Source organism: Mesorhizobium sp. RSR565B (assembly GCF_054719465.1).
The window spans coordinates 1,014,443-1,041,165 of sequence record NZ_JBTTIE010000001.1; the positions used below are offsets into that span (position 1 = coordinate 1,014,443).

The 26,723-nt window shown below is 64.2% G+C and carries 27 protein-coding genes; 13 read left to right on the forward strand and 14 right to left on the reverse strand.

Features of this window, described 5'->3' with window-relative positions; all coding sequences use genetic code 11:
• Positions 1 to 11 precede the first annotated feature (11 nt).
• Genes ACYG9R_RS04955 through ACYG9R_RS04965 form a run of 3 tightly spaced genes read left to right on the forward strand, consistent with a single transcriptional unit; the run spans position 12 to position 2,591 of the window.
• On the forward strand, positions 12 to 833 hold the full coding sequence (locus ACYG9R_RS04955) for a sugar phosphate isomerase/epimerase family protein (RefSeq protein ID WP_023823538.1): 822 nt from the start codon (positions 12 to 14) through the stop codon (positions 831 to 833).
• A 4-nt stretch (positions 834 to 837) separates the two neighbouring features.
• The gene (locus ACYG9R_RS04960; protein ID WP_027050141.1) at positions 838 to 1,563 is read left to right on the forward strand and encodes a ribulose-phosphate 3-epimerase; all 726 of its coding nucleotides are present in this window, start codon (positions 838 to 840) and stop codon (positions 1,561 to 1,563) included.
• Entirely contained in the window at positions 1,563 to 2,591 is a 1,029-nt protein-coding gene (locus ACYG9R_RS04965) for an ROK family protein (RefSeq protein ID WP_023823540.1), read from the forward strand. Before ACYG9R_RS04960 ends, ACYG9R_RS04965 begins: the two co-directional genes overlap by 1 nt.
• Before the next feature lie 77 nt (positions 2,592 to 2,668).
• Here the strand turns inward: ACYG9R_RS04965 and ACYG9R_RS04970 are convergent, their stop codons facing one another.
• The 3 genes from ACYG9R_RS04970 to ACYG9R_RS04980 all read right to left on the reverse strand — a co-directional run bounded on the left by ACYG9R_RS04970 (position 2,669) and on the right by ACYG9R_RS04980 (position 4,363).
• A complete protein-coding gene (locus ACYG9R_RS04970; RefSeq protein WP_023823541.1) occupies positions 2,669 to 3,004 on the reverse strand; it encodes a hypothetical protein in 336 nt (111 codons plus the stop codon).
• 75 nt (positions 3,005 to 3,079) lie between these two features.
• Entirely contained in the window at positions 3,080 to 3,355 is a 276-nt protein-coding gene (locus tag ACYG9R_RS04975; protein ID WP_023729215.1) for a hypothetical protein, read from the reverse strand.
• A gap of 96 nt (positions 3,356 to 3,451) precedes the next feature.
• Positions 3,452 to 4,363, reverse strand: a complete 912-nt coding sequence (locus tag ACYG9R_RS04980; RefSeq protein ID WP_023699792.1) for a LysR substrate-binding domain-containing protein — start codon at positions 4,361 to 4,363, stop codon at positions 3,452 to 3,454.
• 102 nt (positions 4,364 to 4,465) lie between these two features.
• Here ACYG9R_RS04980 and ACYG9R_RS04985 point away from each other — a divergent pair, with 102 nt between their 5' ends.
• From ACYG9R_RS04985 to ACYG9R_RS04995, 3 genes are all read left to right on the forward strand, one after another.
• A complete protein-coding gene (locus ACYG9R_RS04985) occupies positions 4,466 to 5,104 on the forward strand; it encodes a DsbA family protein (protein ID WP_023823542.1) in 639 nt (212 codons plus the stop codon).
• A 52-nt stretch (positions 5,105 to 5,156) separates the two neighbouring features.
• The gene (locus ACYG9R_RS04990) at positions 5,157 to 5,765 is read left to right on the forward strand and encodes an NAD(P)-dependent oxidoreductase (RefSeq protein ID WP_023738386.1); all 609 of its coding nucleotides are present in this window, start codon (positions 5,157 to 5,159) and stop codon (positions 5,763 to 5,765) included.
• Between the two features lie 166 nt (positions 5,766 to 5,931).
• A complete protein-coding gene (locus tag ACYG9R_RS04995; RefSeq protein WP_023709993.1) occupies positions 5,932 to 6,663 on the forward strand; it encodes an SDR family oxidoreductase in 732 nt (243 codons plus the stop codon).
• Here ACYG9R_RS04995 and ACYG9R_RS05000 read toward each other — a convergent pair.
• Positions 6,614 to 7,546, reverse strand: coding sequence for a LysR family transcriptional regulator (locus tag ACYG9R_RS05000; protein ID WP_023738385.1), 933 nt, complete (start codon positions 7,544 to 7,546; stop codon positions 6,614 to 6,616). The genes ACYG9R_RS04995 and ACYG9R_RS05000 overlap by 50 nt on opposite strands.
• Positions 7,547 to 7,827: 281 nt before the next feature.
• On the opposite strand from ACYG9R_RS05000, the gene ACYG9R_RS05005 reads away from it, so the two are divergent.
• The 5 genes from ACYG9R_RS05005 to ACYG9R_RS05025 all read left to right on the forward strand — a co-directional run bounded on the left by ACYG9R_RS05005 (position 7,828) and on the right by ACYG9R_RS05025 (position 13,599).
• Positions 7,828 to 8,742: a dihydrodipicolinate synthase family protein gene (locus ACYG9R_RS05005; protein ID WP_023738384.1), complete on the forward strand. Its 915-nt coding sequence runs from the start codon at positions 7,828 to 7,830 to the stop codon at positions 8,740 to 8,742.
• 268 nt (positions 8,743 to 9,010) lie between these two features.
• Entirely contained in the window at positions 9,011 to 10,843 is a 1,833-nt protein-coding gene (locus ACYG9R_RS05010) for an ABC transporter ATP-binding protein (RefSeq protein WP_245260393.1), read from the forward strand.
• Positions 10,843 to 12,729 carry an ABC transporter ATP-binding protein gene (locus ACYG9R_RS05015; RefSeq protein WP_023726296.1) on the forward strand — a complete coding sequence of 629 codons (1,887 nt, stop codon included), beginning with the start codon at positions 10,843 to 10,845 and terminating at the stop codon, positions 12,727 to 12,729. Before ACYG9R_RS05010 ends, ACYG9R_RS05015 begins: the two co-directional genes overlap by 1 nt.
• Before the next feature lie 363 nt (positions 12,730 to 13,092).
• Positions 13,093 to 13,257, forward strand: a complete 165-nt coding sequence (locus ACYG9R_RS05020) for a DUF3309 family protein (protein WP_023667887.1) — start codon at positions 13,093 to 13,095, stop codon at positions 13,255 to 13,257.
• 84 nt (positions 13,258 to 13,341) lie between these two features.
• Complete coding sequence (locus ACYG9R_RS05025; protein ID WP_352738642.1) at positions 13,342 to 13,599, forward strand: hypothetical protein; 258 nt, start codon at positions 13,342 to 13,344, stop codon at positions 13,597 to 13,599.
• Here the strand turns inward: ACYG9R_RS05025 and ACYG9R_RS05030 are convergent.
• Positions 13,590 to 14,771, reverse strand: coding sequence for an MFS transporter (locus ACYG9R_RS05030; RefSeq protein WP_023823544.1), 1,182 nt, complete (start codon positions 14,769 to 14,771; stop codon positions 13,590 to 13,592). The two genes, ACYG9R_RS05025 and ACYG9R_RS05030, sit on opposite strands and share 10 nt — an antisense overlap.
• 102 nt (positions 14,772 to 14,873) lie before the next feature.
• Positions 14,874 to 15,101: a DUF1127 domain-containing protein gene (locus ACYG9R_RS05035; RefSeq protein ID WP_023823545.1), complete on the reverse strand. Its 228-nt coding sequence runs from the start codon at positions 15,099 to 15,101 to the stop codon at positions 14,874 to 14,876.
• A gap of 252 nt (positions 15,102 to 15,353) precedes the next feature.
• Here ACYG9R_RS05035 and ACYG9R_RS05040 point away from each other — a divergent pair, with 252 nt between their 5' ends.
• Positions 15,354 to 16,871 carry a winged helix-turn-helix domain-containing tetratricopeptide repeat protein gene (locus ACYG9R_RS05040; protein ID WP_031194617.1) on the forward strand — a complete coding sequence of 506 codons (1,518 nt, stop codon included), beginning with the start codon at positions 15,354 to 15,356 and terminating at the stop codon, positions 16,869 to 16,871.
• Between the two features lie 549 nt (positions 16,872 to 17,420).
• Positions 17,421 to 18,917 (forward strand): aldehyde dehydrogenase family protein, encoded by a 1,497-nt coding sequence (locus tag ACYG9R_RS05045; protein ID WP_023823546.1) that lies wholly within the window; start codon positions 17,421 to 17,423, stop codon positions 18,915 to 18,917.
• 25 nt (positions 18,918 to 18,942) lie between these two features.
• Here ACYG9R_RS05045 and doeB read toward each other — a convergent pair whose 3' ends face one another.
• The 8 genes from doeB to ehuB all read right to left on the reverse strand — a co-directional run bounded on the left by doeB (position 18,943) and on the right by ehuB (position 26,666).
• On the reverse strand, positions 18,943 to 19,947 hold the full coding sequence (gene doeB, locus ACYG9R_RS05050; RefSeq protein ID WP_023823547.1) for a N(2)-acetyl-L-2,4-diaminobutanoate deacetylase DoeB: 1,005 nt from the start codon (positions 19,945 to 19,947) through the stop codon (positions 18,943 to 18,945).
• 5 nt (positions 19,948 to 19,952) lie between these two features.
• Entirely contained in the window at positions 19,953 to 21,131 is a 1,179-nt protein-coding gene (doeA, locus tag ACYG9R_RS05055; RefSeq protein WP_023823548.1) for an ectoine hydrolase DoeA, read from the reverse strand.
• A 136-nt stretch (positions 21,132 to 21,267) separates the two neighbouring features.
• Positions 21,268 to 22,260: a cyclodeaminase gene (locus ACYG9R_RS05060; protein ID WP_023823549.1), complete on the reverse strand. Its 993-nt coding sequence runs from the start codon at positions 22,258 to 22,260 to the stop codon at positions 21,268 to 21,270.
• A 232-nt stretch (positions 22,261 to 22,492) separates the two neighbouring features.
• Positions 22,493 to 23,479 carry a hydroxyectoine utilization dehydratase EutB gene (gene eutB / locus ACYG9R_RS05065; RefSeq protein WP_023735670.1) on the reverse strand — a complete coding sequence of 329 codons (987 nt, stop codon included), beginning with the start codon at positions 23,477 to 23,479 and terminating at the stop codon, positions 22,493 to 22,495.
• 5 nt (positions 23,480 to 23,484) lie between these two features.
• Positions 23,485 to 24,264: an ectoine utilization protein EutA gene (gene eutA / locus ACYG9R_RS05070; protein WP_023747990.1), complete on the reverse strand. Its 780-nt coding sequence runs from the start codon at positions 24,262 to 24,264 to the stop codon at positions 23,485 to 23,487.
• Positions 24,265 to 24,272: 8 nt separating this feature from the next.
• On the reverse strand, positions 24,273 to 24,932 hold the full coding sequence (gene ehuD, locus ACYG9R_RS05075; protein WP_023709687.1) for an ectoine/hydroxyectoine ABC transporter permease subunit EhuD: 660 nt from the start codon (positions 24,930 to 24,932) through the stop codon (positions 24,273 to 24,275).
• A 16-nt stretch (positions 24,933 to 24,948) separates the two neighbouring features.
• Positions 24,949 to 25,608, reverse strand: coding sequence for an ectoine/hydroxyectoine ABC transporter permease subunit EhuC (gene ehuC / locus ACYG9R_RS05080; RefSeq protein WP_023667875.1), 660 nt, complete (start codon positions 25,606 to 25,608; stop codon positions 24,949 to 24,951).
• Between the two features lie 206 nt (positions 25,609 to 25,814).
• Positions 25,815 to 26,666 carry an ectoine/hydroxyectoine ABC transporter substrate-binding protein EhuB gene (gene ehuB, locus ACYG9R_RS05085; RefSeq protein WP_023682674.1) on the reverse strand — a complete coding sequence of 284 codons (852 nt, stop codon included), beginning with the start codon at positions 26,664 to 26,666 and terminating at the stop codon, positions 25,815 to 25,817.
• Between the last annotated feature and the right edge of the window lie 57 nt (positions 26,667 to 26,723).

Below are 26,723 nucleotides of genomic sequence, written 5' to 3' on the forward strand. Positions count from 1 at the left end.
GAAACGAAAGGATGACCGTGAAAGACCTGAAAGTCGGTTGCCAGACCTTTACCTGGGAAATGCTCGGCGACCGTTTTGCCGGCAGCCCGGACGATCTGCTCAAGGCGATCGCCCATGGCGGCTATGCCGGCATCGAGATCACCGACACGATGATCGGCCGCTATGCCGGCAAGCCAACGGAGTTCGCCGCCGCGCTGAAGTCATCCGGGCTGACGCTCGTCTCCTTCGCCTTCGGCTCCAAGAGCGGTTTCACGCTTAGGGATGAGATCGGCGCCGACCTGGAGACCGCCAAACGCTGGATCGACTTCGCCGCCGCCTTTCCCGGCGCGCTGGTGTCGATGGGCTCGGCCACGATCGTTTCCGACGGGCCGCGCGACGACAAGTTTGCCATCGCCGCCGAGGTCTACAACAAAGCCGGCGAGCTCGGGCGCGAGGCCGGCGTCCAGGTCGCGGTGCATCCAAGCTCGCATCACAACACGCTGCTGTTCGACCGCGCCGACTATGATCGCATCTTCGGGCTGGTCGACGCCTCGCTGGTCGGCTGGGTGCCGGACACCGGCCACATCTTGCGCGGCGGCCAGGACATGGCGGATACGCTCACCACTTATCGCGACCGCATCCGCTATGTGCATCTGAAGGATGTCGACGCGAATGGAACCTGGGCGATGCTCGGCAAGGGCGTCTGTGACACGGCGAAGGTGATCGAGATCGCTGGTGCTGCACCCAATTTCAACGGCTGGCTGGTGCTGGAGGAAGAGTCCGAAACGGCCGCCGCCGACCCTGCCGGCGCCGTCAAAACCAACCGCCAGACAATGCGCGGCTACGGAGCCTGAGACGATGACGACGAACAAGCCCCTGTCCGGCCCCGCCGCAATTGCCGCCCTGCCGCGCAACCGGCTTATCGGCGAGTTTTCGCTGTGGTCGGCCGACCTCGCCAATATGGAGCGCGATTTGAAGCGCATCGAGACCCATGCCGATGTCCATCATATCGACGTCGCCGATGCCCGCTTCACCCCTGGCTTCCTGTTCTTCCCGGACCTGGTGGCGCACATCGCCAAGCTCACCGCAAAGCCTATCCATGTCCATTTGATGGTCGAAGCCGAGATCGTCGAGGAACAGACGCGCCAGTTCATCGAGGCCGGCGCCGACCTGATCAGTGTGCACGCCGAAAACGGCGAGACCGGTCTGCGCGCCGTGAAACTGGCGCGTGAACTCGGGGCCGAGGCCGGCGTGGTGCTGCGGCTGGAAACACCGGTCGCGGCCGTCACGCCCTTCCTGCCGGAAGTGGCGTTCGTGACGCTGCTCGGCACTTCCATCGGCGTCAAGGGCCAGAGCCTGTCCGATCAAGCGTGTCCGCGCCTGATCGAGGCGCGCGCGCTGATGCGCAAAGCCGGCCGCGAGGCCGACATCGTGCTCGCCGCCGATGGCGGCATCCGCCATGAGACAGTGCCTTTGCTGCGCGCCGCAGGTGCGCAGACCGTGGTGCTGGGCTCGCTGGCCTTCGGCGATCCCGACCTTGCCCGGCGCATGGCCTGGCTGCACGGGCTGGAGGTCGCCGCCTGATGAACAAGATTGCGCTCGCCTTCGATCTCGGCGGCACGGCGCTGCGCGGTGCGCTGGTCGAAAGCGATGGCAATATCGTCGCCCATGCTTCAGCGCCGACGCTTGCCGGTGCGGGATCGGAGGCGGTGATCGGCCAGATCGTCGCTCTGGCAGGCACGCTGCTTAGGGAACACCCGCAGGCAAAGGTCGCCGGCATCGGCGTCGGAGCACCGGGACCGCTCGACCCCAAGGCGGGGATCGTGATTGCGCCGCCGACGCTGGCCGGCTGGCACGACGTGCCGCTGATCGACATTCTGGGGCAGCATTTCGGCTTGCCGGTGCGGCTGGAGAATGACGCCAATGCGGCGGCGCTCGGCGAATGGCGTTTTGGCGCCGGACGTGGCAGCGGATCGCTGGTGTTCGTGACCGTATCGACCGGCATTGGCGGCGGCGTCGTCGCCGATGGCCACATCTATCACGGCAGGCGCGGACTGGCGGCCGAGATCGGCCACATGACCATCACCGGTGAAGGCGACCGCTGCTTTTGCGGCGCCATCGGCTGCTTCGAGGCCGTTGCCTCCGGAACCGCGCTCGGCCGCCGCGCCACGCGACTGACCGCGCCGGGCGACGGCTCGCTCTTACGACGGCTGTCAAATGACGGCGACGTCTCGGCCAGGCATGTCGTAGAGGCTGCCAAGGCCGGCGACGCCAACGCTCTCGACCTGATCGAGGCGGAAGCACAATGGCTGGGCATCGGCTTCACCAACCTGCTTCATCTCTATTCGCCCGATCTGATTGTCATGGGAGGCGGCCTTTCCAACGGGTTCGACCTTCTGGCACCGTCGATCAGAGCGGTCATCCAGCAGCGGGCGATGCCGGCCTATCGCGACGTGCCGATCGTGCAGGCTGAACTCGGCGACCGGGCCGGGCTGATCGGCGCCGCCAGCCTGATCCTGTGGGAAGGCGAACCGGGTGCGCCGCTGGCGATGGCGCAGGACGACAAGGACAGAGGCGCGACAGCCGATGCCACGGAGGCACGCCATGGCTGAACTCGAGCTGCGCGGCGCGCGCGAAGATGGTGAATGGTCCAGTTTGAATGCAGCGCCAAGGTCCCCGAAGAGGACCCCTACCCTTCGCGATTCCAGCTGGCGTATTTTCGGATCGTTTGCCGCTTGTCTTCCGACAAGCCAACAAGGAGATTCTCCTCGAGATAACCTTGCCGGATGAGATTGGCGAAGACCTGTATTAGCTGTGAATAGCGATAGTCGAACATCTGGTTGATCTTCCGTCGCTGCTGCCGCAGAAAGTCTTCGACATCCCATATTTGGGAAGGCGTTGCCGCAACGTGGGCCCTGCTCTTGAGTTCAGCCAACGTCTTGTCGAGCGCCACCTTCAGCGCTGCGTCATAGGCAGTGCGGGCGACTTTCTTTTCGGACGGAGACCATTTCTCACCAGCGGTCATCGACTGTCTCTATCGTGTTCGCGGCGGCCGTCATCCGGTAACCCTGGGACGCAGGACCCCGCCTTTGGGACCAATCTACTTTCCGCAATGGTGATCGTTGACCTTGTTCAGCGCATTCGCGTCCGGCCCGACCCGGTCGTAAGAGCACGGGCCGGCCGCCGTGGTGATCAGCATTTTGTCATAGTAGCGCGGGCCGCCGAACAGGGCGTAGATGAGGTCGCGATGGGCGGGGACGTAGCGTTCGGGTTCTGGCTGACGATGGCGATGCTTGTCTTTGGCGACAGCCGCTGTGGACAGGCTGCAGCCGACAGCGAGAGCGAGCATGCAGGTCGCAAAGATCTTGGTGGTCATCGGCAGTACCCCTTCTGACGGTTCGGAATCGCAGCATATCCAAAAGCGCCTGCCGAACAAAGGTTCCCTCGCCGGCATTGCCGGCCGGTGCCGAAATCAGCCCGCACTGCGCGCGCGCCGCCGTTCGGCTGCAACCAGGAGGTCGACGAAAGCGCGCACCTTGGCCGGCCTGAAGCGCGCCGGCGGGAAGACGGCATGGATGCCACCGGACGGCAAGGTCCAGTCCGCGAACACCCGCACCAGCCGGCCGCGCGCAATGTCGTCGGCGACACTGTAATCCGGAAAGATGCCGAGGCCGATGCCGGCCAGCACGCAGGACAGCACGCCTGGTGTCTTGTCGCAGCTGACGACGGGGTTGAGTTCGGCCAGCACCGTTTCCGTGCCCCTCGAGAACAGCCATTGGCCGACCCCGCGCAACTGGGCGTTGCCGACCCAGGGCAGCGACTTCGCCTGCCTGGGGCTGGCTTCCCCAGGCAGCCTGGCGGCCAGTTCCGGGCTGGCGACGACGAATTGCTGCAGGCTGCCCAGCCGCCGCGCCAGATTGCTGGAATCGGCAAGCCAGCCGACGCGGATGCCAAGATCGATCTGCTCGTCGACCAGGTTGCTGACCGCATCGTCGAAGATCGTCTCGACCCGCATTTTCGGGTATTTTCTGATGTAGGCGGCGATGGTCGGCGCCACGACCTTCTCGCCATAATCGAGCGGCGCCGTCAGCCGCAGCGTCCCCGTCGGCTGCGCCGCTCGCTGCGAAATGTCGCCATAGGCTGCCTCCGCCTCGCGCAGGATGATCGCGGTCCGGTCATAGAACAGACGACCCTCTTCGGTCGCCGTCACGCGCCGGGTCGTGCGCCGCAACAGCGTAGCGCCAAGCTCTTCTTCGAGCTTGCCGACCTGATGGCTGACCACAGCCTTGGCAACATCGAGACGGTCGGCAGCGGCCGTGAACGAGCCGGTCTCCACCACGGTGGCGAAGTAGACGAGCCGGTTGAGATTGAGGAGTTCGGTCACAGGCCGCTCATTGTCTGATTTTATCAGACAGTTTGTATGATTGATCGCTATTTTTCGCAAGCGGTCCAGCTGTCATCTATCGGGCAACAGAATGAGGCCGCCATGACCAATGCAACCCTAACCTATCTTTTCGACCCGCTCTGCGGTTGGTGCTATGGCGCCACGCCGATGCTGGATCGACTGGCCGCCGGCGGGGCCGCACTCGATCTGTTGCCGGTGGGGCTTTTCTCCGGTGCGGGCGCGCGGCCGCTGGATGCAGGTTTTGCCGCCCATGCCTGGGACAATGACCAGCGCATCGCGCGGCTGAGCGGACAGCGCTTCAGTCAGGCCTATCTCGACAATGTGCTCAATGTCAGCGGCACCTTGCTCGATTCTTCCGCTGCCACCATGGGCATCAACGCCGCCGGACTGGACGACTGGCGCCAGCGATTTGCGGCACTGAAGGCGATCCAGCATGCCCGCTACGTCGACGGCCGCGATATTGTGACGGTTGACGGCGTCGCCGCGGTACTGGCCGACGCCGGCATGAGCGACGCGGCAAAGCTTTTGAAAGCGCCGACGCAGGCGTTTCTGGCGAAGCATGACGACCTGGTCAGCCGCGGGCGGGCATTGTTCCAGCGGCTGCATGCCAATGGCGTTCCCGCGCTCGCGGTGATCGGCCAAACGGCGCCGCGCCTGATCGGCGCCAACGCGCTGTTCGGCAGCTACGACAATCTCGTCGCTCACATCGAGGCGGCGTAGTCCCAGAAATTCTCCCCAGACGAAATTCTCCCCAGACGAAAGGAAAATCCCCATGAAAATCGCACTTATCGGCGCGTCCGGCCAGGTCGGCTCGCGCCTGCTCAAGGAACTCTCCGATCGCGGTCACAGCATCACCGCCATTGCCCGGCATCCAGACAAGATCGCGGCACTTCCGGGCGTGATTGCCAAGAAGGGCGACGTCTTCGACAAGGATGGCCTTGCCGCCCTGATCAAGGGTCATGACGCGGTGATCTCCTCGGTGCATTTCCTCGACAGCGATCCCGATACGCTCATCGCAGCCGTGCGTGCTTCCGGCGTCAAACGCTACCTCGTCGTCGGCGGCGCCGGCAGCCTTGAGGTTGCGCCCGGCAAGCGCCTGGTCGACACGCCGACCTTCCCTGATATCTACAAGGCCGAGGCGCAGAAGGGCGCCGACTTCCTCGACACGCTGCGGACGGTCGACGATCTCGACTGGACCTTGCTGTCGCCTTCGGCGCTGTTCGTCGCCGGCGAGCGCACCGGCAAATACCGCATCGGCAAGGACACGCTGCTGACGTCAGACAAAGGCAGCAGCATTTCCTTCGAGGACTATGCCATCGTCATGGCCGACGAGATCGAAAAGCCGGCGCATATCAAGCAGCGCTTTACCGTCGGCTACTGAGCGCACTTCATTGACAGGCGGGCCACTCGACGGAGTGGCCGGCGCCGGTTCCTATCGACGATAGTGCCATCGGAGCCTCCGATGGCACTATCGCTTTCTTCCGTTTCCACTCCTGCCGCCGGTCTGCGAACTCTCGCCCGGAGCGGTTCAGGACAGGAACGGAAACATGGCAGACATCGCAAAATCGAAAATCATTATCGTTGGCGGCAGCTCCGGAATGGGGCTGGCGTTGGCAAGGCGGTGCCTGGTCTCAGGCGCCGAAGTCATCATCGTCGGCCGCAGTGAAGCCAGGCTCAAGCGTGCCGGCGAGGCGCTGCAGAACCCTTCCGCTTTGAGCGCCGTCGCGGCCGATATCGCCAGGGAGGATCAGGTCGCTGACCTGTTCAAGCGAATTGGCCGGCTCGACCATATCGTCAGCACCGCCGCCGACATCGAAGGCGCCTATGAGCTATTGCCTTCAGTCGACCTGAAGGCGGCGCAGCGGGTCGTCGAAAGCAAATTCTACGGGCCGCTGCTGCTCGCCAAGCATGGCGCGCCGCAGCTTTCGGCCAACGGCTCCATCACCTTCACCTCAGGCATTGCCGCCTACCGGCCGGCGGCGCGCGGCTCGGTCGTTGCCGCCGTCAACGCTGCGCTGGAAGGGTTGGTGCGGGCGCTGGCGGTCGAGCTGGCGCCGGTCCGTGTCAACGCCGTCTCGCCGGGCTGGGTCGACACGCCGATCTGGAGTTTTGTGGCCGGCGACAAGAAGCACGAGACGCTCGATGCAATGGCCAGGCGCCTGCCGGTCGGCCGCGTCGGACAGCCGGACGACATTGCCGATGCCATCGCCTTTCTGATGGGCAACGGTTTTACGACAGGGACGGTTCTGCATGTCGAGGGCGGTCACCGGCTGATCTGAGCGCAGCGAAATTCCTGGCCGCGGCCGCCAGCAGCAGTTTCAGCGCCGGCGGCTGGACGCGCCGGCGGCGCCAGATCATGACCAGCGACGCCGTGCGGGCCGGACCCGGCCATGGCAATTCGACGATCTCGCCGCGATCGAGCGCGTCGGCAACGGCCAGCCGCGGCACCAGGCTCACGCCGACACCAGTCGCCACCAGGCCCCCAATGGCGCCGATGCTGCCGACTTCGGCGGCAAGTTCTGGCGCTGCAATCTCGGCAAAGGCAGTGTCGAACAGATGCCGGTAGACGCATCCGGTTTCCGTCACCACGAAACTCATCGCGGCGAGCGCGGTTAGGTCGTTCTGTCGCGATGCGGCCGCATGCTCAGCTGATGCGACAAGGACCAGCGGCTCGGCCGATATCGTGCGCCGGGCCAGACGTTCGTCCAGACCGCCCTTGTCGAAACAGAAGGCGACGTCGATCTCGCTCTCTTCGAGCTGCCGCAGCAGGGCATCGCTGCCGGCGATTTTCAGCCGCAGACCGATCTCCGGGTGGTCGCCTCGAAAGGCCGCCAGCCATTGCGGAAGTCTGACGGTCGCAATCGTCTCCAGCGCGCCGACCGTAACCGTTCCGGCGGTCATTCCCGTCGTTGACTCGACGGCAATACGCGCCTCCTCCGCCAGTTGCAGAATCTCTTCCGCATAGGGTTTCAGCGCGTCGCCGGCCGTTGTCAGGTCGAGGCCGTGGCGCGAGCGGATGAAGAGGACGACACCAAGTTCGCTTTCCAGCGACTGGATCTGGTCGCTGACGCTCGACTGCGCCAGATGAACCTCCCGCGCTGCGCGGGTGATGTTGCGGTGCCGCGCCACGGCGAGGAAGGTCTTGAGCAATCGTGGGTGCATGCCGTTTCCGGATCTGTCTCTGTTCGACATTTCGGGCTTGGCTGGTCCATTTGCAACCCTGTTCCATTTGCAACCCCGGTCCATTTGCAACCCCGGTCCATTTGCAACCCATTGACGCCGGCGTCATCTGGTTGCGGCAGACCGAAGGGCCAGAATTTCGCGGCAATGACCCGCAAGTTTTCCCACGGCCGGCGCGGTGGCCCAAGAGATCGCCTCTGGCAGATCGCATCGTACGTATGCTCTATGCCAAGCTGATTTCCAGCACCGATGGAAGGACCGACATGCCCCGCCCGCAAGGAACCATCGCCCCGATCCTGACGCCGTTCGAGAACGATGGCCGCATTGCCCGTGACCTTTGGATCTCACACGCCAAATGGGCGCTGGGCCAGGGCGCGCATTTCCTGTCGCCGTTCGGCACCACGGGCGAGGCGCTGTCGCTCTCGCTCGACGAGCGCATGCAGGCGCTGGAATGGCTGGTTGCATCAGGCATTTCGCCGGGGCGCATGATGCCCGGCACCGGCGTCACCGCACTGCCCGAAACCGTCGAACTGTCGAAGCACGCGGTCGGCCTCGGCTGCGCCGCCGTGATGGTGCTGCCATCGTTCTTCTACACGGCCGCCGGGGACGATGGCCAGGCGCGCTACTACAGCGAGCTGATCGAAAGGGTGGCCAACCCGGCGCTGAAGATGATCCTCTACCACATCCCGCAGAACTCCGGCGTGCCGGTAAGCCCTGCCCTGACCGCCCGGTTGAGCGCGGCGTTTCCAGAGACGGTCGTCGCCTACAAGGATAGCGCCGGCGACTGGAACAACACGGCGGCGGTGATTGCCGCCGCACCCGACGTCGCGGTGTTCCCCAGCTCGGAGGCGCAACTGACCAAGGGGCTCGCCAGTGGTGCTGCGGGCTGTATCTCCGCGACCGTCAATCTCAACGCTGCGGCCATCCGCGCCCTCTACGACGCGACGATCGCCGGCCAAGACGTCACGGAAGCGGACGCCGCGATCAGGGCGTTCCGCAAGGTGATCCAGGATGCAGGCCTGATCCCGGCAATGAAGGCCGTGCTGGCGGTGCGCTCCGGCGACAAACGCTGGCTCAACCTGCGCGCGCCGCATGAGAATGCGACGCTGGAAAGCGGCAAGGCGCTGCTCACTGCGCTCGGTCCCGCAGCCGATCACATTGGCCGAGGTCACGCATGATGGCGGTTGGCGCAACCCACATGCTCGCATCTTTTCAATCGGCCTAAAGTGACGAGCCTGCCGCCTCTAACGCCGACACGGGCTTAAGCGGTCGCGGACGATCAGCCCCTTTCAGGCACAGTGCGATACCGCCATTGGCCCTTGAACGGTCAAAATCGAGGCGTACCATCGCGGTATCTGAAACTGAGTCTGTTTTCATTCGTCTGGGCTAATGTCCGGATCGGATTGGGTATTTTCCTTGGCAATGGATGCAACCCGCGGCGCAGCGATGCGCGGCAAATCGTTTGCCCATGTGGCGGAGGCGTCCTGGGGCAAGGGCCTCAGCACGCTGCTGCGCATCGTGCGCATGACGCTGCGCCATCCTTGGCAAGTTGCGATCACCATCGCCTCGACCTTCATTGCCGCGACGCTGCAGCTGTTCATCCCGCGCCTGCTCGGCCACGCCATCGACCAGGCGCAAGGCGTGATGGCTGGAGGCGGCGGCGCGGCGGCTGAGCAGGCGCTGTGGACGACGGCGATCACCTTGCTCGTCGTCAGCATTCTGCGCGGCCTCTTCACCATGGCGCAGAATTATTATGGCGAGGCCGTTGGCCACCGCACCGGCTATGAGCTGCGCCTGGCCTTCTACGAGAAGATCCAGCGGCTGAGCTTCTCCTTCCATGACCGGGTGCATACCGGCGACCTGATTACGCTTGGCCTGCTCGACCTCGACGGCGTGCGCATGTTCTTTTCCACCGGCATATTGCGCGTGGTGCTGCTCGGCGTGCTGATCGGCGTCGGCTCCTATCTCCTGATCAGCACCGATCTCGAGCTCGGGCTGCTCAGTCTGAGTTTCGTGCCGTTCGTCGCCTGGCGCTCCTCGGTCACACAGCTCAGGCTGCGCAGCACCTGGCTGACGCTGCAGGAGCGGCTGTCAGTGCTGAGCCGGGTGATGGACGAGAACCTCGGCGGAATCCGCGTCGTGCGCGCCTTTGCGGCGCAGCGGCATGAGCTGGAAAAATTCGACCGCGCCAAGAAGTCGGCGCTGGAGCTTGCCGACCAGCGCGTCGACATCCGCGTCTCTAACACCAGCGCCATGAATTTTTCCTTCCTGGCGGCCATGGGCCTGGTGCTGTGGTTCGGTGGCCAGAAGGTGATCGCGGGCCAGATCAGCGTAGGCACGCTGGCGCAGTTCCTCACCTTCATGACCATCCTGCAGATGCCGGTGCGCCAGCTCGGGCTGATGGTCAACTCGTTCGCCCGCGCCTCGACCTGCGGCACAAGGCTGTTCGAACTGCTTGACGCCGAACTTGACATCGAGGATGCGCCTGATGCCAAGGATCTCGTGGTCACCGAAGGCTTGCTGCGCTTCGACAATGTCGGCTTCCGCTACGCGGGCGCCGGCGGCCGGCCGGCGCTGTCGGGCATTTCCTTCGAGGCCAGGTCCGGCGAGACCGTCGGCATTGTCGGCCCGCCTGGCAGCGGCAAGTCGACCATCGCGCATCTGATCCCGCGCTTCTACGATGTGACGTCAGGCGCGATCACCATCGACGGGCAGGATATACGCGAGGTCACGCTGCAATCGTTGCGCAAGGCGGTCGGCGTCGTGCAGCAGGACGCCTTCCTGTTCACCACCTCGATCGAAAACAACATCGCCTATGGAAATCCCTGGGCGCGCGAGACCCGCATCGGGCAGGCGGCTGAATACGCCCAGTTGCACAATTACATCATCGGGCTTCCGGCCGGCTACACCACGGTCGTGGGCGAGCGCGGCTCATCGCTTTCCGGCGGCCAGCGGCAGCGCCTGACCATCGCCCGCACCCTGATGCTGCGGCCTTCGGTGCTGGTCTTCGACGATTCCACCGCGGCTGTCGACGCCGGCACCGAGCAGCGAATCCGCACCGCGATGAAGCGCTTCGCCAAGGACCGCGTGACGCTGATCATCTCGCACCGGCTGAGCTCGCTGATGCATGCCGACCAGATCCTGTTCGTCGAGAATGGCCGCATCTCCGAGCGCGGCACGCACCAGGAATTGTTGGCGCTGGGTGGACGCTACCGCGCGCTTTACGACCTGCAGCTGCGGCCGGACGACGATTTGCCCGTGGCGGTGGGAGCCGCATGATGTCGACACAGAACGACGACCAGAAGGAAGACACCAGCCGGCGGCCCACAAGGGCCGTCGTCGGTTCGCACCGCGACGAGGAAGAGGTCTTCGGCAAGGTCTACGATCCGCGCATCGTGCGCCGCATCTGGAGCTTCGTGAGACCGTATCAGGGCCGGATCTTCATCTCGGTCGCCGCCGTTTTGGTGTTCACTCTGACGCAATTGGCGATCCCGCTGGTCATCCGTTACGCCATCGACCACGGCATGGCGGCGGGCAAGGCCGACAGCTCCGTCATGAACTGGGCGATCGGTGCCTTCGCCCTGATCATCCTGATCAACTATGCCGCCAGCTATATCCAGGAAAGCGTCGTCGGCAAGGTGGCCGAGAATGTGCTGTCGGATTTGCGCCGCGCCATGTTCAGCCATCTGCAGCGCGTCTCGCTGAGCTTCATGGACAAGACCGAGGTGGGCCGGCTGATGTCGCGCCTGCAGGGCGACGTCAATTCGATGCAGGAATTCCTCGAGACATCGGTCATGTCGGTGGGCGACATCGTGCTTCTTTTCGGCATTGTCAGCGTGCTTTTGTGGCTCGATTTTCGTCTCGGCCTGTTGACGCTGTCGACCATGCCGGCGCTGTTCATCGTGCGCCTGTTCTGGCTGCCGCGCGCCAAGGTCGCCTTCATGGCCGCGCACGAAACCAATTCGATTGCCAATGGGGCGCTGGCGGAAGGCATCCATGGCGTGCGCACTGTGCAGAGTCTCGAACGCCAGCACGTCAATTTCGACCTCTATGACGAGAAGGTGCTGGCCAATCTCAGGGCTCACCTGACCTCGGCCAAATATGCGCAGGTGATGGTGCCGATCGTCGACACGCTGACCGGCATTGCGATGGCGACGGTCATCGTCGTCGGCGGTTCGATGGTGCTGTCGCACAGCCTCGACATCGGCGTCATGGTGGCGTTCCTGTTCTACATCCAGCGCTTCTTCGACCCGATCCGCTCGCTCACCATGCAGTACAGTGTCATGCAGCGCGCCATGGCGTCGGGCCAACGCATCTCCGAAGTGCTGGACGTGCCGGTCGACGTTAGCGACAAACAAGGCGCGGTGGCGCTGACGCGCGACATGGACGGTTCGGTCGAGTTCAGGAACGTCACCTTCGGCTACCGGCAGAACCAGCCGGTGCTGAAAAACATCTCCTTCCGCGTCAATCCGGGCGAGACGGTTGCGCTTGTCGGCCCGACCGGTTCGGGCAAGTCGAGCTGCATGGCGCTGGTGCACCGCTTCTATGATGTCTGGTCGGGCGAGGTGCGGGTCGGCGGCCACGACGTGCGCGACGTGACGCAGGATTCGCTCGGCGACCAGGTGGCGATGGTGTTGCAGGAGCCATTCCTGTTTTCCGGCACGGTGCTGGAGAACATCCGCTACCACAAGACATCGGCTACCCGCGAGGAGGTGGTGCGCGCGGCGCAGGCCGTCGGCGCGCACGACTTCATCGAGCATCTGCCCGATGGCTACGACACCGAGCTCGAACAGCGCGGCGGCAATCTCTCGCTCGGCCAGCGTCAGCTGATCAGTTTTGCACGCGCACTGGTCGCCGATGCGAAAATCCTGGTGCTCGACGAGGCCACGGCGAGCATCGATTCCTACACCGAGATGCTGATCCAGAAAGCGCTGGTCACGCTGCTGGAAGGCCGCACCGGGCTGGTCATCGCGCACCGGCTGGCGACCATACGCGGCGCCGACCGCATCATCGTCTTACAGAACGGCGAGATCGTCGAGAGCGGAAATCACGAGCAGCTGATGGCGGCCAAGGGCCTCTATGCCAGGCTCTACAACATGAACTACGCATCGTTCGACGATATTGCCGAGGAAGACATAGGCGCGCCGGCCGGCAAGGCGACGTGAGCTGCTGCCGGTTCAGCTCGACTGGAAATGGTGCGGGGCCCAAACTCGTCGTCGACCAATTCGGCTTCAGATGACGACACGTTTCAGCTCGCCTTCCAGCGTAAGCCCGGCGTCACGCCTGCCGCGCGTTCAGGTGGAGGAGCGGCCGGCCGGCTAAAGGGCAATCCCGCGTAAATTCTGAATTCTACGCGCCGCCTGGCGCGCGATGCACGCGCAGCTTGCGCCTGAACCTCAGCAAACGCCGTCATGATGGCTTTCGTTCCTTAGCCGTCGGATGAAAATCGCCGGGGAACAGGAAGGCTTGCTGGGAGTTTAGTTCTCCGAGCCGCGCCGTGAACGGCGCGGCAGCGAAGGAGACGGCATATGGGCCTGGGTACCATTCTTATTATCATCCTGATCATCGCGTTGCTCGGCGGCTTCAGCGGCCTCGGCGGCGGCCCGTTCTACGGCACTGGTTACTATGGCGGCGGTGGCCTCGGGCTGGTGCTGATCATCGTGATCATTCTGGTTGTTCTCGGGCGAATATAGCGTCGCCATTGGCGGCCGCCGAGTTTCTACGGCGGCCGCGTTTTCGCCTGACATTGAGGTTTGAAGACATGGCAGCTGAAGACATTGCTGGTCCAGAAACACTGGGCCGGCGTCGGCGCGAGCGAACGCGACGAGCTGGGATATCCTAATGTGGCACTATCCGAAGGCGCCGGGCGTAATGCTGCAGACCCCACCCGCCTGGCGGCCGTGGCGTTCATCGAGGCGGATCGGACGCTTCGAGAAACCCAGGACGGCGACCAGGCGAGTTCGGCCTTTCTCGCTCTTGTCGACAAGGGCAGCATCGGCCCGAAGGCAGCAATGGCAGGCACGCCTTACGCCTGAACGCGGTCAACCCGCCGTAGTTCCGTCAGCAGAAACACCACCAGCACGCAGCACAGGATGCCAAGCGACGATGGCAGTCCCTGATGTCCGGTCAGTTGCATCGCCAGCCCGGCCACCGGGGAGCCGACGATGCCGCCTGTGCCCCATACGAACGCAAAGGCGGCATTGCCGGCGATCAAGGCTTGACCGGTGAAACGCTCGCCGAGCTGGATCAGTGACAGCGTGTAGATCCCGAACGAGACACCGCCCCAAACGAAGAAGAGCAGCCAGATAAGCCATGTAGCGAAGAGCAATGGCAACAGCAGGCAACCGGCCAGGCAAGCCAGGACACAGAACAGCATCATCGGCTTCGAGCCAAACCGTTCGGCGGCGCGCCCAAGCACGACCTGCAGCACGGCATTGCCGGCGATGAAACAGGTGATGAGCGAAGCGATGCGCTGCTCAGTGCTGCCGAGCGCGGCACCATAGACCGCGAACAGCGAAAGCAGGACTTGCTCGAAGGCGGCAGCCGTGAAGACTGCGAACAAGAGCAGCGGCGCCAGCGCGAAGAAGCCGCCGACCGACACCGCTTCGCCCTCACGCGGCATGTCGGGCAGGCGCGGCGCGACGGCAAGCACGATCAGGCCGCAGACCAGGAAAGCCGCGCTGCCGATGATGAAGGGCGGCCATCCTTGCGTGCCGACCAAGCCTAGCGACAGCGGGCCGAGGCCGAAGCCGGCCGAAACGATCGACGAATAAAGGCCCATGATGCGGCCTCGGCGTGCGGCGGGTGTGATCGAGACCAGCCAGGTTTCGCTGATCACGTAAAGCGGATTGGCAAAGAAGCCGAGCAGGAGGCGCAACGGCATCCAGGCCCATACATCCTGCGTCCAGGCAATCGCGATCAGGACGGTTGCTGCCAGGATCGAACACACAACCGCAAGGCGGGCCGCACCCACCCGCCGGACCAGCGCCGGCGTGAAGAGCGATGATACAATGAAACCCAGAGGCGTCATCGCGGCCGAGAGGCCGATAAGGCCCGGTGTCGTCCCTTGCCGTTCCAGGATGAAGCTGAGCAGCGGATACGTCAGCCCCTGTGCTATGGCGAACACCGTAACTGTCGCGATGATGCCGGCCATCGCGGCCCATGCGATGCGGTTCTCCGGCGGTGACGTCGCGTCTTCGGCGCTCATGCCGACTTCGAAGCAGGATCGGCACGTTCCGGCAAGTGCAAATGCCGGCAAAACGCCGCGGTACGCCCAAACAGGCGGGCGGGTCTTATCCGCGACATCAGCTCACACTTGCCAGAAGCGTTTGACGATTTCGGCCTCGACCTGGCGTCTGGTAAGACCGATATCGTGGATCAGGTGCGGATTGGCCTCCGCCATCTGCTTGAGGTCCCAGCGAAAGCGTATCCGCTCGCGCCAGGCCGCGATCATGCCCCGCGGGCCCGTCGGACGCCGGCCCGATGACACCGCCTTTTCCGGCAAGGCTGCACGAGCAGAAGCAAGGGTATCGTTCATGGCAACCTCCATTCGGTTTGAGGAGCGACAGCCCTCGGCTTGAAAGAGGTTGAATTCTGCCGCATGCGGACGGCGCCGTAATTAAGCGCAGCCAAATAGTTCTCAAAAGTTCCAAAGCAGTTAGAGCACCTCGCCGATTCATAGAAACGACGAGGTGCTCAACTCTTTGTTTTGACGCCATACGTCCGTGAAGCGCTCCGCGCTTTCCCGTGGGAAAACCGCCTTCACACCTTTCCTGGAATTGCTCTATAGATGCGCGTTATGCAGGGATCGCGCTTTGCCTTTGGTCCGTTCGTGCTTGATCCGGGTGCGGGAACGCTCCTTCGGGACCAAGTTCCCGTCGCCGCCGGCCACCGCGGACTGCAGCTGCTGGCGGCGCTCGTCGCCCGGCCCGGCGAGATCGTGGCCAAGGCCGAGTTGATGGATGCGGCATGGCCAGGCACCGCCGTTGAGGAAGGCAACCTCACCGTCCAGATTGCGCAATTGCGCAAGCTGCTGGGTCCGGCCACGAACGGCGGAGAATGGATATCGACCGTTCCGCGCGTCGGCTATCGCTTCGCCGGCGCCATCGAACAGCTCGGCGACGAGAAGCGACAGGCTTTGCCGCTGCCCGCCAAACCGTCGATAGCCGTGCTGCCCTTTGCCAATTTCAGCAACGACCCCGAGCAGGAAGCCTTCGCCGACGGGTTGACCGAAGACCTGATCACCGACCTGTCGAGGATCGGCGGCCTGTTCGTCATCGCGCGCAACTCGACCTTTGCCTACAAGGGCAAGGCGGTGGATGTGCGCGAGGTCGCCAGGGAACTTGGCGTGCGCTATCTCTTGGAGGGCAGCGCCAGACGCGCCGCCGGGCGCGTGCGCATCAACGCCCAGCTGGTCGACGCGCTGAGCGGCGAGCATTTGTGGGCAGACCGCTTCGATCGCGGCCTGGAAGATATTTTTGCCGTTCAGGACGAGGTGACGGCCAAGATCGTCGAGGCGCTGCTTGGCCGGCTGCGCGCGCCGCTGCCGCGCAACCGGCCCCGAAATCTCGAGGCCTACGATCTGTGCGTGCGAGCCCGCAACCTGATCGACGTCTCGCCGGAGACGGCGCGCGAAGCGCATCTGTTGCTGACGCGCGCGCTTGCGCTCGATCCGGACTATGCCGAAGCCTATCGCTGGCTTGCCATGAACCACTGGATGGGATGGGTGCATTGGGGAGAGCCCATTGAGCCTGCCCGCGGCCTTGCCCTGGAACTGGCGCGCAAGGCTGTGGCGATCGATCCCAACGATGCCGGCTGCCACTGGGTGCTTGCTAACCTGCTTGCCTATGAGCGCAGATTCGACGAAGCGGATGTGGGATTTGCCAAGGCGTTCGAGCTCGACCCGAACGAGGCCGATGCCTGGGCGACATTGTCCGACATCGCGGTCCTGGCCGGGCGCGTCGAGGACGGCCTCGACTATATCAGCAAGGCGTTCCGGCTGAACCCGTTTCCGGCAAGCTGGTACTATCTGACGCTCGGCCAGGCGCAATATGCGGCGCGCGACTATGAAGCCGCCGTCGAGACGACGCGCCGGGACGAGACGTATCGGACAAGCTCGCGCCGTTTCCTTGCGGCAAGCCTTGCGCAACTCGGCCGGATCGACGAGGCGCGCGCCGAGGTCGACCTGTTCCTTGTCGCGAACCCACATTTCACCACCCGCCACTGGGTCGAGACGGAGCCGTTCCGCGACACGGCCACGCTCGACCATTTCGTCGATGGCTTCCGAAAGGCCGGACTTCCGGAGTGACGGACCGGCGTGCTCGATCGATGCAGGCACCGTCCGTTGCGGCTCAACTGCCAATGTTTGCAAGTCGCGAGGCCGCTGACCGATCTTGCTTCCGCGAGCAGTCATCCAACAGCGATTGCAGCGAAGCGGCGCGCGAAACCTCTGTCACGGTGAAGCCGGCTGGAACGGCCAACGATCGATCCGGCCGCGGGTGAGCGCTGGGTGGCGGCGGGCGACTACCTGTTGCGCTCTCGTCTGCAATGCCGGCATCGCGGTCGCCGTGGGCAATGATCGGCTTGCCTCGTTGAGCTTTCAGCGACGCGCTCCGACAACTCGCGATGATTTTTCTAGATGCCGGATGATTTTTCTAGATGCCGTTTGTCGAAGCACGATCTTTTCCGAAAGCCGGTTCCCACTTTTCGGGATCATGCTCTAGCGGCTGTCTGTTTCTTGTTGCTCGCGTGATCGGAAGTCACGCGCACAACCTGATTATCTGAGCGCCCTTTAGCTTTCCTTGTTTGAGGTCGGCGGCGGGAGTAATAGTCGCCACGGAATTGCGAGGAGGAAGAGATGACGCTGAACTTCGACCCGAAGGCGAAGGCCACGGCGTTGTACCATGGCGAATTCCGACCGATGTTCATTGGCGGCAAGTGGGTCGCGGCGCAGTCCGGCCACGGCATGCAGGCACTCAATCCGGCAACAGGCGAGGTGCTGGCGACAGTGCCGCGCGGCGGGGCTGCCGATATCGACTCGGCGGTGGCCGCCGCGCGCGCGGCCTTCGAAGGCCCATGGTCCAAATTCTCGCCCTACGAGCGGCAGTGCGTGCTGCTCAGGATCGCCGATCTCTTCGAGACGCATTGGGAAGAGCTCAGCGTTTCCGACACGCTGGATATGGGGCTGCCGATCACGCGCACGCTCGCTAACCGGCGCCGCGTCATCGGCATGCTGCGCTTCTATGCCGGCATGGCGACGGCGCTGCATGGCGAGACGATCGACAATTCGATTCCCGGCGAGATCGTCACCTTCACCCGGCGCGAGCCGGTGGGCGTCGTTGGTGCGATCATTCCCTGGAACGCGCCGACCGCCGCCTCGATCTGGAAGATCGCGCCGGCGCTGGCGACGGGCTGCACCATCGTGCTGAAACCGTCCGAGGATGCGTCGCTGACGCCGCTGCTGATCGCGCAACTGATGCAGGAAGCCGGCGTGCCCGACGGCGTCGTCAACGTCGTCACCGGCACCGGGGCCGAAGCCGGTGCGCGGCTCGCCGAACATCCAGACGTCAACAAGATCGTTTTCACCGGATCGACGCTGACCGGCCAGGCCATTGCGCGGGCAGCCGTGGCCAACCTCAAACGCGTTTCGCTGGAACTCGGCGGCAAGTCGCCGATCATCGTCTGCCGCGACGCCGACATCGACAAGGCTGTTCCGATCGCGGCGATGGCGGTGTTCGTGCATTCGGGCCAGATCTGCATTGCAGGCTCGCGGCTGTTCGTGGCGCGCGAAATCCATGACGAGTTCGTCCGACGGCTCGCCGATTTCGCCGGCAGACTGCGAATCGGCCATGGCATCGAGGCCGAGACGGAAATCGGACCGCTCATCAATGCCAGGCAGGCAGCCAAGGTGGAGGGCTATATCAGGGCCGGCAGCGACGAAGGCGCCGAACTGGTCGCCGGCGGCTCGCGGCTGACCGGCGAGCTCTACGATGGCGGCAACTTCATTGCGCCGACGGTCTTCGGCGCCGTGTCGGACCAGATGACCATCGCGCGCGAGGAGATTTTCGGCCCGGTGATTTCGGCGATGCCCTTCGACACGCTCGACGAAGCGGTGGCGCGTGCCAATGCGACGCCCTATGGCCTGGCCGCCGGCATCTTCACCACGCATCTGGGCACCGCGCACAAGCTTGCCCGCCGCGTCAAGGCCGGCTCGGTCTGGGTCAACATGTACCATGCCATCGACCCGGCGGTGCCGTTCGGCGGCATGAAGATGTCCGGCTATGGCCGTGAGGGCGGCATCGAGCATCTGCACGAGTATCTGGAGACCAAGTCGGTCTGGATCCAGACTGACTGATATTCGCGCGGCGTACTCTGCGAAATCACGATGAAACCAAAACGGCCAGGACGGCGGCGCAGTCACCGGCTTTGACCAGGCCGGGGAAATGCCGCGCCGCCAGAATGCCGGACATTTTTGCCCGGATTTCCTGCGGAGCGATGCCGGTGCGGCCGGTGGAATGGATGCGCCCCAGCACCGAGCCTTCTTTCACAGGCTCGCCGAGATCGACCATGGTTTCGATCATGCCGTCGTCCTCGGCGAAGGAGAAGCAATCGCCCGACGGCATGTCGAGCCACTGCGTCGGGCTCTTCTCTACTGCACCGGCGACAATGCCGGCATGACGCAGCACATTGCTGATGCCGCGCCGCGCAATCCGCACCGTCTGTGCGCGCGAGGTGCCGCCGCCACCAAGCTCGGTGCTGACGAAGACCTTGCCCATTTCCTCCGCCGCCGTGTCGTACATGCCGACGGAGTCGATCTCGATCATGCGCATCGAGAACGGAGCCGCGAATGCGGCGACCGCGTCGAAGGCTTTCTGCTCCAGTGCCTTGTCGGGCACCGTGTGCGCGGCACAGAAGGGCACGAAATCCAGCGTCCTGCCGCCGGAGTGGAAATCGAAGACGAGGTCGGCGCGCGGCAGCAGTTCGCGTTGAAAGTAGTCGGCGATCTTCTCGGTCACCGTGCCGTCGGGGCGGCCGGGAAAGCTGCGGTTCATATTGCCCTTGTCGATCGGCGACGTCCGCGTGCCGGCGCGGAAGGCCGGATAGTTCATCGCCGGCACAATGATCACCGTGCCGCTGACCTGTTTGGGATCGAGCGTGCGGGCAAGATCGTAGAGCGCCAGCGGCCCCTCATACTCGTCGCCATGGTTGCCGCCGGTGAGCAGCGCGGCCGGCCCCTTGCCGTTGCGGATGACGCAGATCGGGATCATCACCGAGCCCCAGGCCGAGTCGTCGCGGCTGTAGGGCAGGCGCAGGAAACCATGTTGCACGCCGTCCTTGTCGAAATCGACGGTCGGCGCGATCGGAGATGGGCGGAGGCTAGGCATCGGGCTCAATTCTTCACCACCAGTTTGCGCGGTACATTGGCGAGGCACTCTACACCGGTTTCGGTGATCAGGATGGATTCGGTGATTTCCAGTCCCATCGTCTCCAGCCACAGGCCGGTCATGAAATGGAAGGTCATGCCGGGCTTGAGTTCGGTGCGGTCGCCGGGGCGCAGGCTCATGGTGCGTTCGCCCCAATCCGGCGGATAGGATAGGCCGATGGAGTAGCCGGTGCGGTTGTCCTTGACGATGCCGTATTTCTTCAACACGGCGAAAAAGGCATTGGCGATGTCCTCGCAGGCATTGCCGGGTTTCGCCGCCGCAAGCCCCGCCTCCATGCCTTCCAGCGTCGCCTTCTCGGCATCGAGGAATTCCTGTGTCGGCTTGCCGAGAAAGACGGTGCGCGACAGCGGGCAATGGTAGCGGTTGTAGCAGCCGGCGATCTCGAAGAAGGTGCCCTCGCCCGACTTCATCGGCTGGTCGTCCCAGGTGAGATGTGGCGCCGAGGCGTCGGCGCCCGACGGCAGCAGCGGCACGATCGCCGGATAGTCGCCGCCGACGCCATCGACACCGCGCGTGCCGGCATCGTAGATCTCGGCGACCAGATCGCATTTGCGCATGCCGACCTGGATCTTGTCGACGATGCGCTGGTGCATGGCTTCGACGATGCGGGCCGCCTTGCGCATATAGTCGATTTCAGTCGGGCTCTTCACCGCGCGCTGCCAATTGACCAGCGCTGTCGCGTCGACGAAGCGGGCGTTGGGCAGGTGCTTCTGCAACGCGGCGAAGGCGGCAGCCGAGAACCAGTAATTGTCCATCTCGACGCCGACGGTCAGCTTGCCCCAGCCGCGATCACTAAGCACGCTTGCCAAAAAATCCATCGGGTGGCGCTCGGTCGACTGCACGTAGTGGTCGGCATAGCCGACGATGTTGTCATGCGCGAGATAGGCGGTGCGCTTGGCGCCATTGGCATCCTGGCCGCGACCGTACCAGACCGGCTCGCCCGATGGTGGCACGATCACCGCCTGATGCACATAGAACGACCAGCCATCATAGCCGGTCAGCCAGGCCATGTTGGATGGGTCGCTGATAACAAGCAGATCGACGCCTTTCCCCTCCATGGCTTTTCGCGTCTTGGCGAGGCGATCCGCAAATTCGGCGCGCGAGAATTTCAGGTTCGGTTGCATTGTTCTTGGTCCTCGTTTGTTGGGGTCCTGGAGCCCGTTTTCACTTCGTTGGATCCGGCTCCAGGAATTTTTTGCTTGAGCATGATCTGATCGGAAAACCGGTTTCCACTTTTCCGGATCATGCTTGCGGCCAGCATCAGCTCTCGAAAACGGTTCCGGCATTGGCCGCCCGCGCCCGGTCGCGAGCGAGCGTGGCGATCGCCGTATCCTGCACGCCGGTGCCGGTGAGGTCGGCGATGGTGATGTCGCTGGCCGAGCGCCTTCCGTGCCGTTCGCCGGCGATGATCTGGCCGAGTTCGGTGACCTCGGCATCGGCTCCCATCACGCCCGATGCGATGGCGTGATGCAGTTCTCCCAGACGCCGTGTCTGCTTGGCGCTGTCGGCGACATAGAGATCGGCCATGCGCAGGATCGCCGGCGCGATCTCGTTCTTGTGTTCGGCATCCGAGCCCATGGCGGTGATGTGCTGCCCGGCAACGACAAAGCCGGCCTTGATCAGCGGCTCGGTCGACGGCGTGGTGGTGACGATGATGTCGGCGCCGATGGTTGCTTTGGCTGCATCCGGCTCGGCGCGCACGAGAATACCTAGTTTTTCGCGCAGCGCGCCTGCGGCCGTCTCCGCCTTGACCGCATCGCGCGCCCAGATACGTGCCTCGGCGATCGGCCGCACCAACATGAGCGCTTCGAGTTGCAGCCCGGCTTGCACGCCGGCGCCGAAGATTGCGGCGACGGACGAATCCGGCCGCGACAGATGCTTCGCCGCGACGGCCCCGGCAGCAGCGGTGCGGACATCTGTGAGATAGCCATTGTCCAGCAGCAGCGCCTCGACCACACCGGTTCTTGCCGAGAGCAACACCATCATGCCGCCCCCGCTGGGCAGACCGAGCTTCGGATTGTCGAAGAAGCCGGAGCTTATCTTAACGGCGAAACCGTCTATTCCAGGCACATAGGCCGACTTCACATCGACCTCGCCGCGCTGCTCGTGAATGTCCAACCGCAGGATCGGCGGCATCGCCACCGGCAATGTGGCGAGCGCGCGGAAAGCGTTTTCGACGCAGGCGACCGCGTCGAGATCGAGCGGCACGATTGTGCGCAGTTCCTTCTCGGTGAGGATGGTCATCGGACTCATGTGTCGCGCTCCGTACTAGCGCGCACCACGAAGGATAGTGTTCCGTCACACCCCCCTCTGGCCTGCCGGCCATCTCCCCCGCAAGGGGGGAGATTGGACTGCACTCCTGCCTTCGCCAATCTCCAGCGCAGCAAGAATAGCGACCGCATCGAAGCTGCCGATCTCCCCCCTTGCGGGGGAGATGTCCGGCAGGACAGAGGGGGGTGGGCGGGAATTCGGCGTGGGAGAGTTTTCATGCCGCGCGCTCCGCGATTGCGTCACCGCAGACGATCTTGCGATGCGTGTTCATGTCGATATTGCGGCCCGAGAGGAGAACCACCACCGGCCCGGTCGCCCTGACCTTGCCGGCGAGTAGCGCAGCGATGCCGACCGCGCCGGCGCCTTCGACGATCTCGCGCTCCTGTTCATAGGCATGCCGGATGCCGGCGGCGATCTCGTCCTCGGTGAGCAGGATGACGTCGTCGAGCAGATCGCGGCACATGGCGAAGGTCAGCCGGTTGTCGAGACCGATGCCGCCGCCGAGCGAATCCGCCAGCGTCGGCAACTCCTCGACCTCGACCGGACGGCCGGCATCGAGGCTGGCCTTCATCGCCGCGCCGCGCGCCATCGAAACGCCGATGATTTTTGTCCCGGGGCTGACGCCCTTGACGGCGGCGGCGATGCCCGAGGCGAGTCCACCACCGGAGAGCTGCACTAGGACGAGAGCGGCATCCGGGACCTGCTCGATCATCTCCAGTCCAAGCGTGCCTTGCCCGGCGACGATGGCGGGATGGTCGAAGGGCGGCAGCATCACCAGTCCCTCCTGCGCCACCAGCCGTTCGACCTCCTGCTGCGCCTCGTCCTGACTGTTGCCGATGATGCGGACATCCGCGCCAAGCCGACGGATTTCGTCGAGCTTGTTGCCCGGCACCAGTCGCGACATGCAGATCACCGCACGCATGCCTTCGAGCTTCGCGGCATGGGCCAGCGCACGGCCATGATTGCCGGTCGACGCCGCGACCACGCCGCGCGCCTTCTCCTCGGCGCTCAGCGAAGCAACGGCATTCGAGGCGCCGCGCAGCTTGAAGCTGCCGGTGGTCTGGCGGTGTTCAAGCTTGAGGTGGACGGGGATGCCCAGTCGTTCGGAAAGGCTGTGAGATAACCCTGTCGGCGTGCGTTCGATTTTGCCGGCAACTCGCTCCCGGGCGGCACGAATATCGTTAAGGGTGACTGTCGTCATGATCGTCAATCGCGCGGCAAAGGCAGCGTCATCAGACGGCCAAATTCGGGATGCGACGTCCCGTCGCCACACAACCGCAAACAATTCCAGGCGCTGGCCTGATTGCTGGTGACGACCGGGCGGTCGATCGCCTGTTCCATGCCGGGAACCGCGAGCGCTCCGCGCAATGCGGTGCAGGACACGAACAGTGCATCGGCCTGCGCATGCGTCGCCTCACGAGCCAGGTCGACGATCGCTGCCGGCGCAATGCGCGCCATCTCGCGATCGTCCTCGAAACCGAGACAGGTGAAGCTGAGGATATCGAAGCCACGTGCGGCGAAGTAAGCCGCCATCGGCCTGGAGGTTTGGACGGTGTAGGGGGTGAGGATGCTGATCTTTTTCGCGCCCAGCACCTGCAGCCCGCGCAGGCCGGCCATCGGCGGCGTGACCACAGGAACACCCGGCTTGGCAGACTGGATTGCGGCCTCGATTTCAGCGTCGCCAATCACCACCGAGGCCGAGGTGCAGGAGTAGCAGATCGCGTCGAGGTTTTCGTCGGGCAGGATCAGCGCCGCGCCCGCCGCAAGCTCCGGCTGCATCTTGCGGAGATTCTCGGGTGTGGTCGGATTCTTGTAGGGAATGCGCGCGACATAGACGCCGACCCGCTCGCTCGCCACCATGCGGCGGAAATCCGGTTCGCTGGTGTGGTCGGTGGCAAGGATGATCAGGCCGACGCGCTTTTCCAGCGGGCGCGCATCGAGCGCCGGCATTGTCGGCGTCAGCCTGATTTTGGGCAGCGGTTTCATCTTGAGAATTACCTTTCGATCTTGCCGTAGCGATGTTCCAGCCAGCGCAGCAGCACGACCGAGAAGAGGCTGATGACGAGGAAGAAGGCGCCGACCAGCGTGATCGGCTCGATGTAGCGATAATAGGTGTTGGCGACGCTCTTGGCCTGGTTCATCAGCTCCAGAACGGTGATCGCCGACAGCAGCGGCGTCTCCTTGAACATGGCGATGAAATAGTTGGCCAAAGCCGGGATCATCGGTGGGATCGCTTGCGGAATGATGATGTTGGTCCAGGTCTGCGTGGCGCTCAGATTGCAGGCCTTGGCCGCCTCCCACTGGCCGCGCGGCACGTTGTCGATACCGGCGCGATAGACTTCCGCCGTGTAGGTGCCGTAGTGCAAGCCGAGCCCGATGACGCCGGCGACCAGCGGCGGCAACAGGATGCCGAAATCCGGCAGCACGTAGAAGATGAAATAGAGCTGCACCAGAAGCGGCGTGCCGCGGATGAATTCGGCCGCCCAACCAACGGTGCGCGACAGCGCCTTGTTGGGCGAGCGTCGTGCTAGCGCGATGCCCAGACCCACGACAGCGGCCAGCACGGAGCCGAGCAGCGTTGCCAGGATGGTGATCTTCACGCCCTGGATCAGCGTCGGCAGGATCTCCCAGACGAAGTTCCAGTCCCAATCCATCAGGAAGCTCCGGCCATCAGACGCGCACCCCGTCGAGGCCGCGCGCCATGCGGCGTTCCAGAGAACGCACGCCCCAGGAGATGATCAGCGCCAGGGCGAAATAGATGATCAGGATGGTGGTGAACGGCGCCAGCGTGTTGCCAGTCTGCGAGCGCACGACCTGCGCCTGAAAGGTGAGATCGGCGAGCGAGATCAGCGACACCACGGAGGTCGCCTTGAGCAGCTCGATGGCGTTGTTGCCGAAGGTCGGCAGCATGACCAGCAGCGCCTGCGGCAGGATGACATGGCGCATACCTTGCCAGCGGCCGAGGTTGAGCGCGATGCAGGCTTCATATTGTTCGCGGCCGACCGACTGGATGGCGCCGCGTACCACCTCGGCCGCATAGGCGCCGACATTGAGGCCCAGCGCCAGCACACCCGCCTGCAGCGGGGTCAGTTCGAGGCCGATCAACGGCAACACGAAATAGGCAAAGAACAGCTGCACGAAGATCGAGGTGCCGCGGAAGAATTCTATATAGGCGGTGGCCAGCCAGCGCAGCGCAAAGAAGCGCGACACGCGGCCCATGCCGGCGAGGAAGGCCATGATCAGGGCGAGCACCGACCCCATCAGCGTCAGCTCGATGGTGACAAGCGCTCCCTGCAATATCAGGCCGAGGTAGCCGGACCACTGGGTCATTCGGGTTCCAACGTTGGCGGTTAGCTTCCTTCTCCCCGTTCACGGAGAGAAGATGCCAGTCCACCCTCCGAAGCTGCAGCGCAGCTGCTGCGGAGGACGGGCAGGCAGATGAGGGGCAGCGCTAAATTCTCAGAACCTGGCGCCGCCCCTCATCCGGCCCTTCGGGCCACCTTCTCCCCGTGAACAGGGAGAAGGCAAAAACGGCGCTATTTCGCCGCGCAGAGCTTGTCCCGCGTGGTCGACATCGCGGCTGCGGCCGAGAAGCCGTAGGGCTCGATGATCTTGGCGAACTCGCCGGATTTCTTCAGCTTGGCGAGCTCGACATCGAAGGCATCGCGCAGGGCCTCATCGCCTTTCTTGAAGGCGGCGCCGTCGCAATAGACCGGCGCGCCGACCACCGGGGCGATGACTTCGAGGTTCGGATCGTTGGCTTTCTTGACGAGGTCGTTGATCGACAGGACGGGAAGCGAATAGGCATCGATGCGACCGTCCTGCAGCATCTTCAGGCCGCTCTGGCCGTCCGGCACGACGATGACGCGCTCGCGCGGCACGCCGGCGTTGAGCGCCAGCTTCTCCTCGGTGCCGCCACCGGGCGCGCCAATGGTGGCTGACGTGTCCTTGGCGACGTCCTCGTAGCTCTTGAAGCCCTTCGGATTGCCCTTCTTCACCAACATCGCCTCGGCGTCGCATAGCACCGGCTCGGAATAGACGACCGCCGCGCAACGCTCCGGCTTCATGAACAGGCCGGCGGTGACGACGTCGAAGCGGCCGGCCTGCAGGCCGGGGATCATCGCGCCATATTCGGAGATCGAAGCGACGATGTCGGCAACACCGAGACGCTTGAAGACCTCGCGCGCCACGTCGGGCGCCGCACCCGAAACTTTGCCGTCGGCGGCGACCGCCGTATAGGGCGGCTCGTTGGCGATCGCGACGCGGGCAAAGCCCTGCGCCTTCAATTGCTCGAGCTTGCTGTCATCGGCCGAACCGGTGCTCGACGCGGCGAGCACCGCCGTCAGTGCGAGACCGGCGACGCCGGCCAGAATGCCAAGTTTCTTCATTGTTCCCAACTCCTTGTTGTCTTCTTGGTTTTGTCTGGGGCGGTCTTCCGCCCCGCA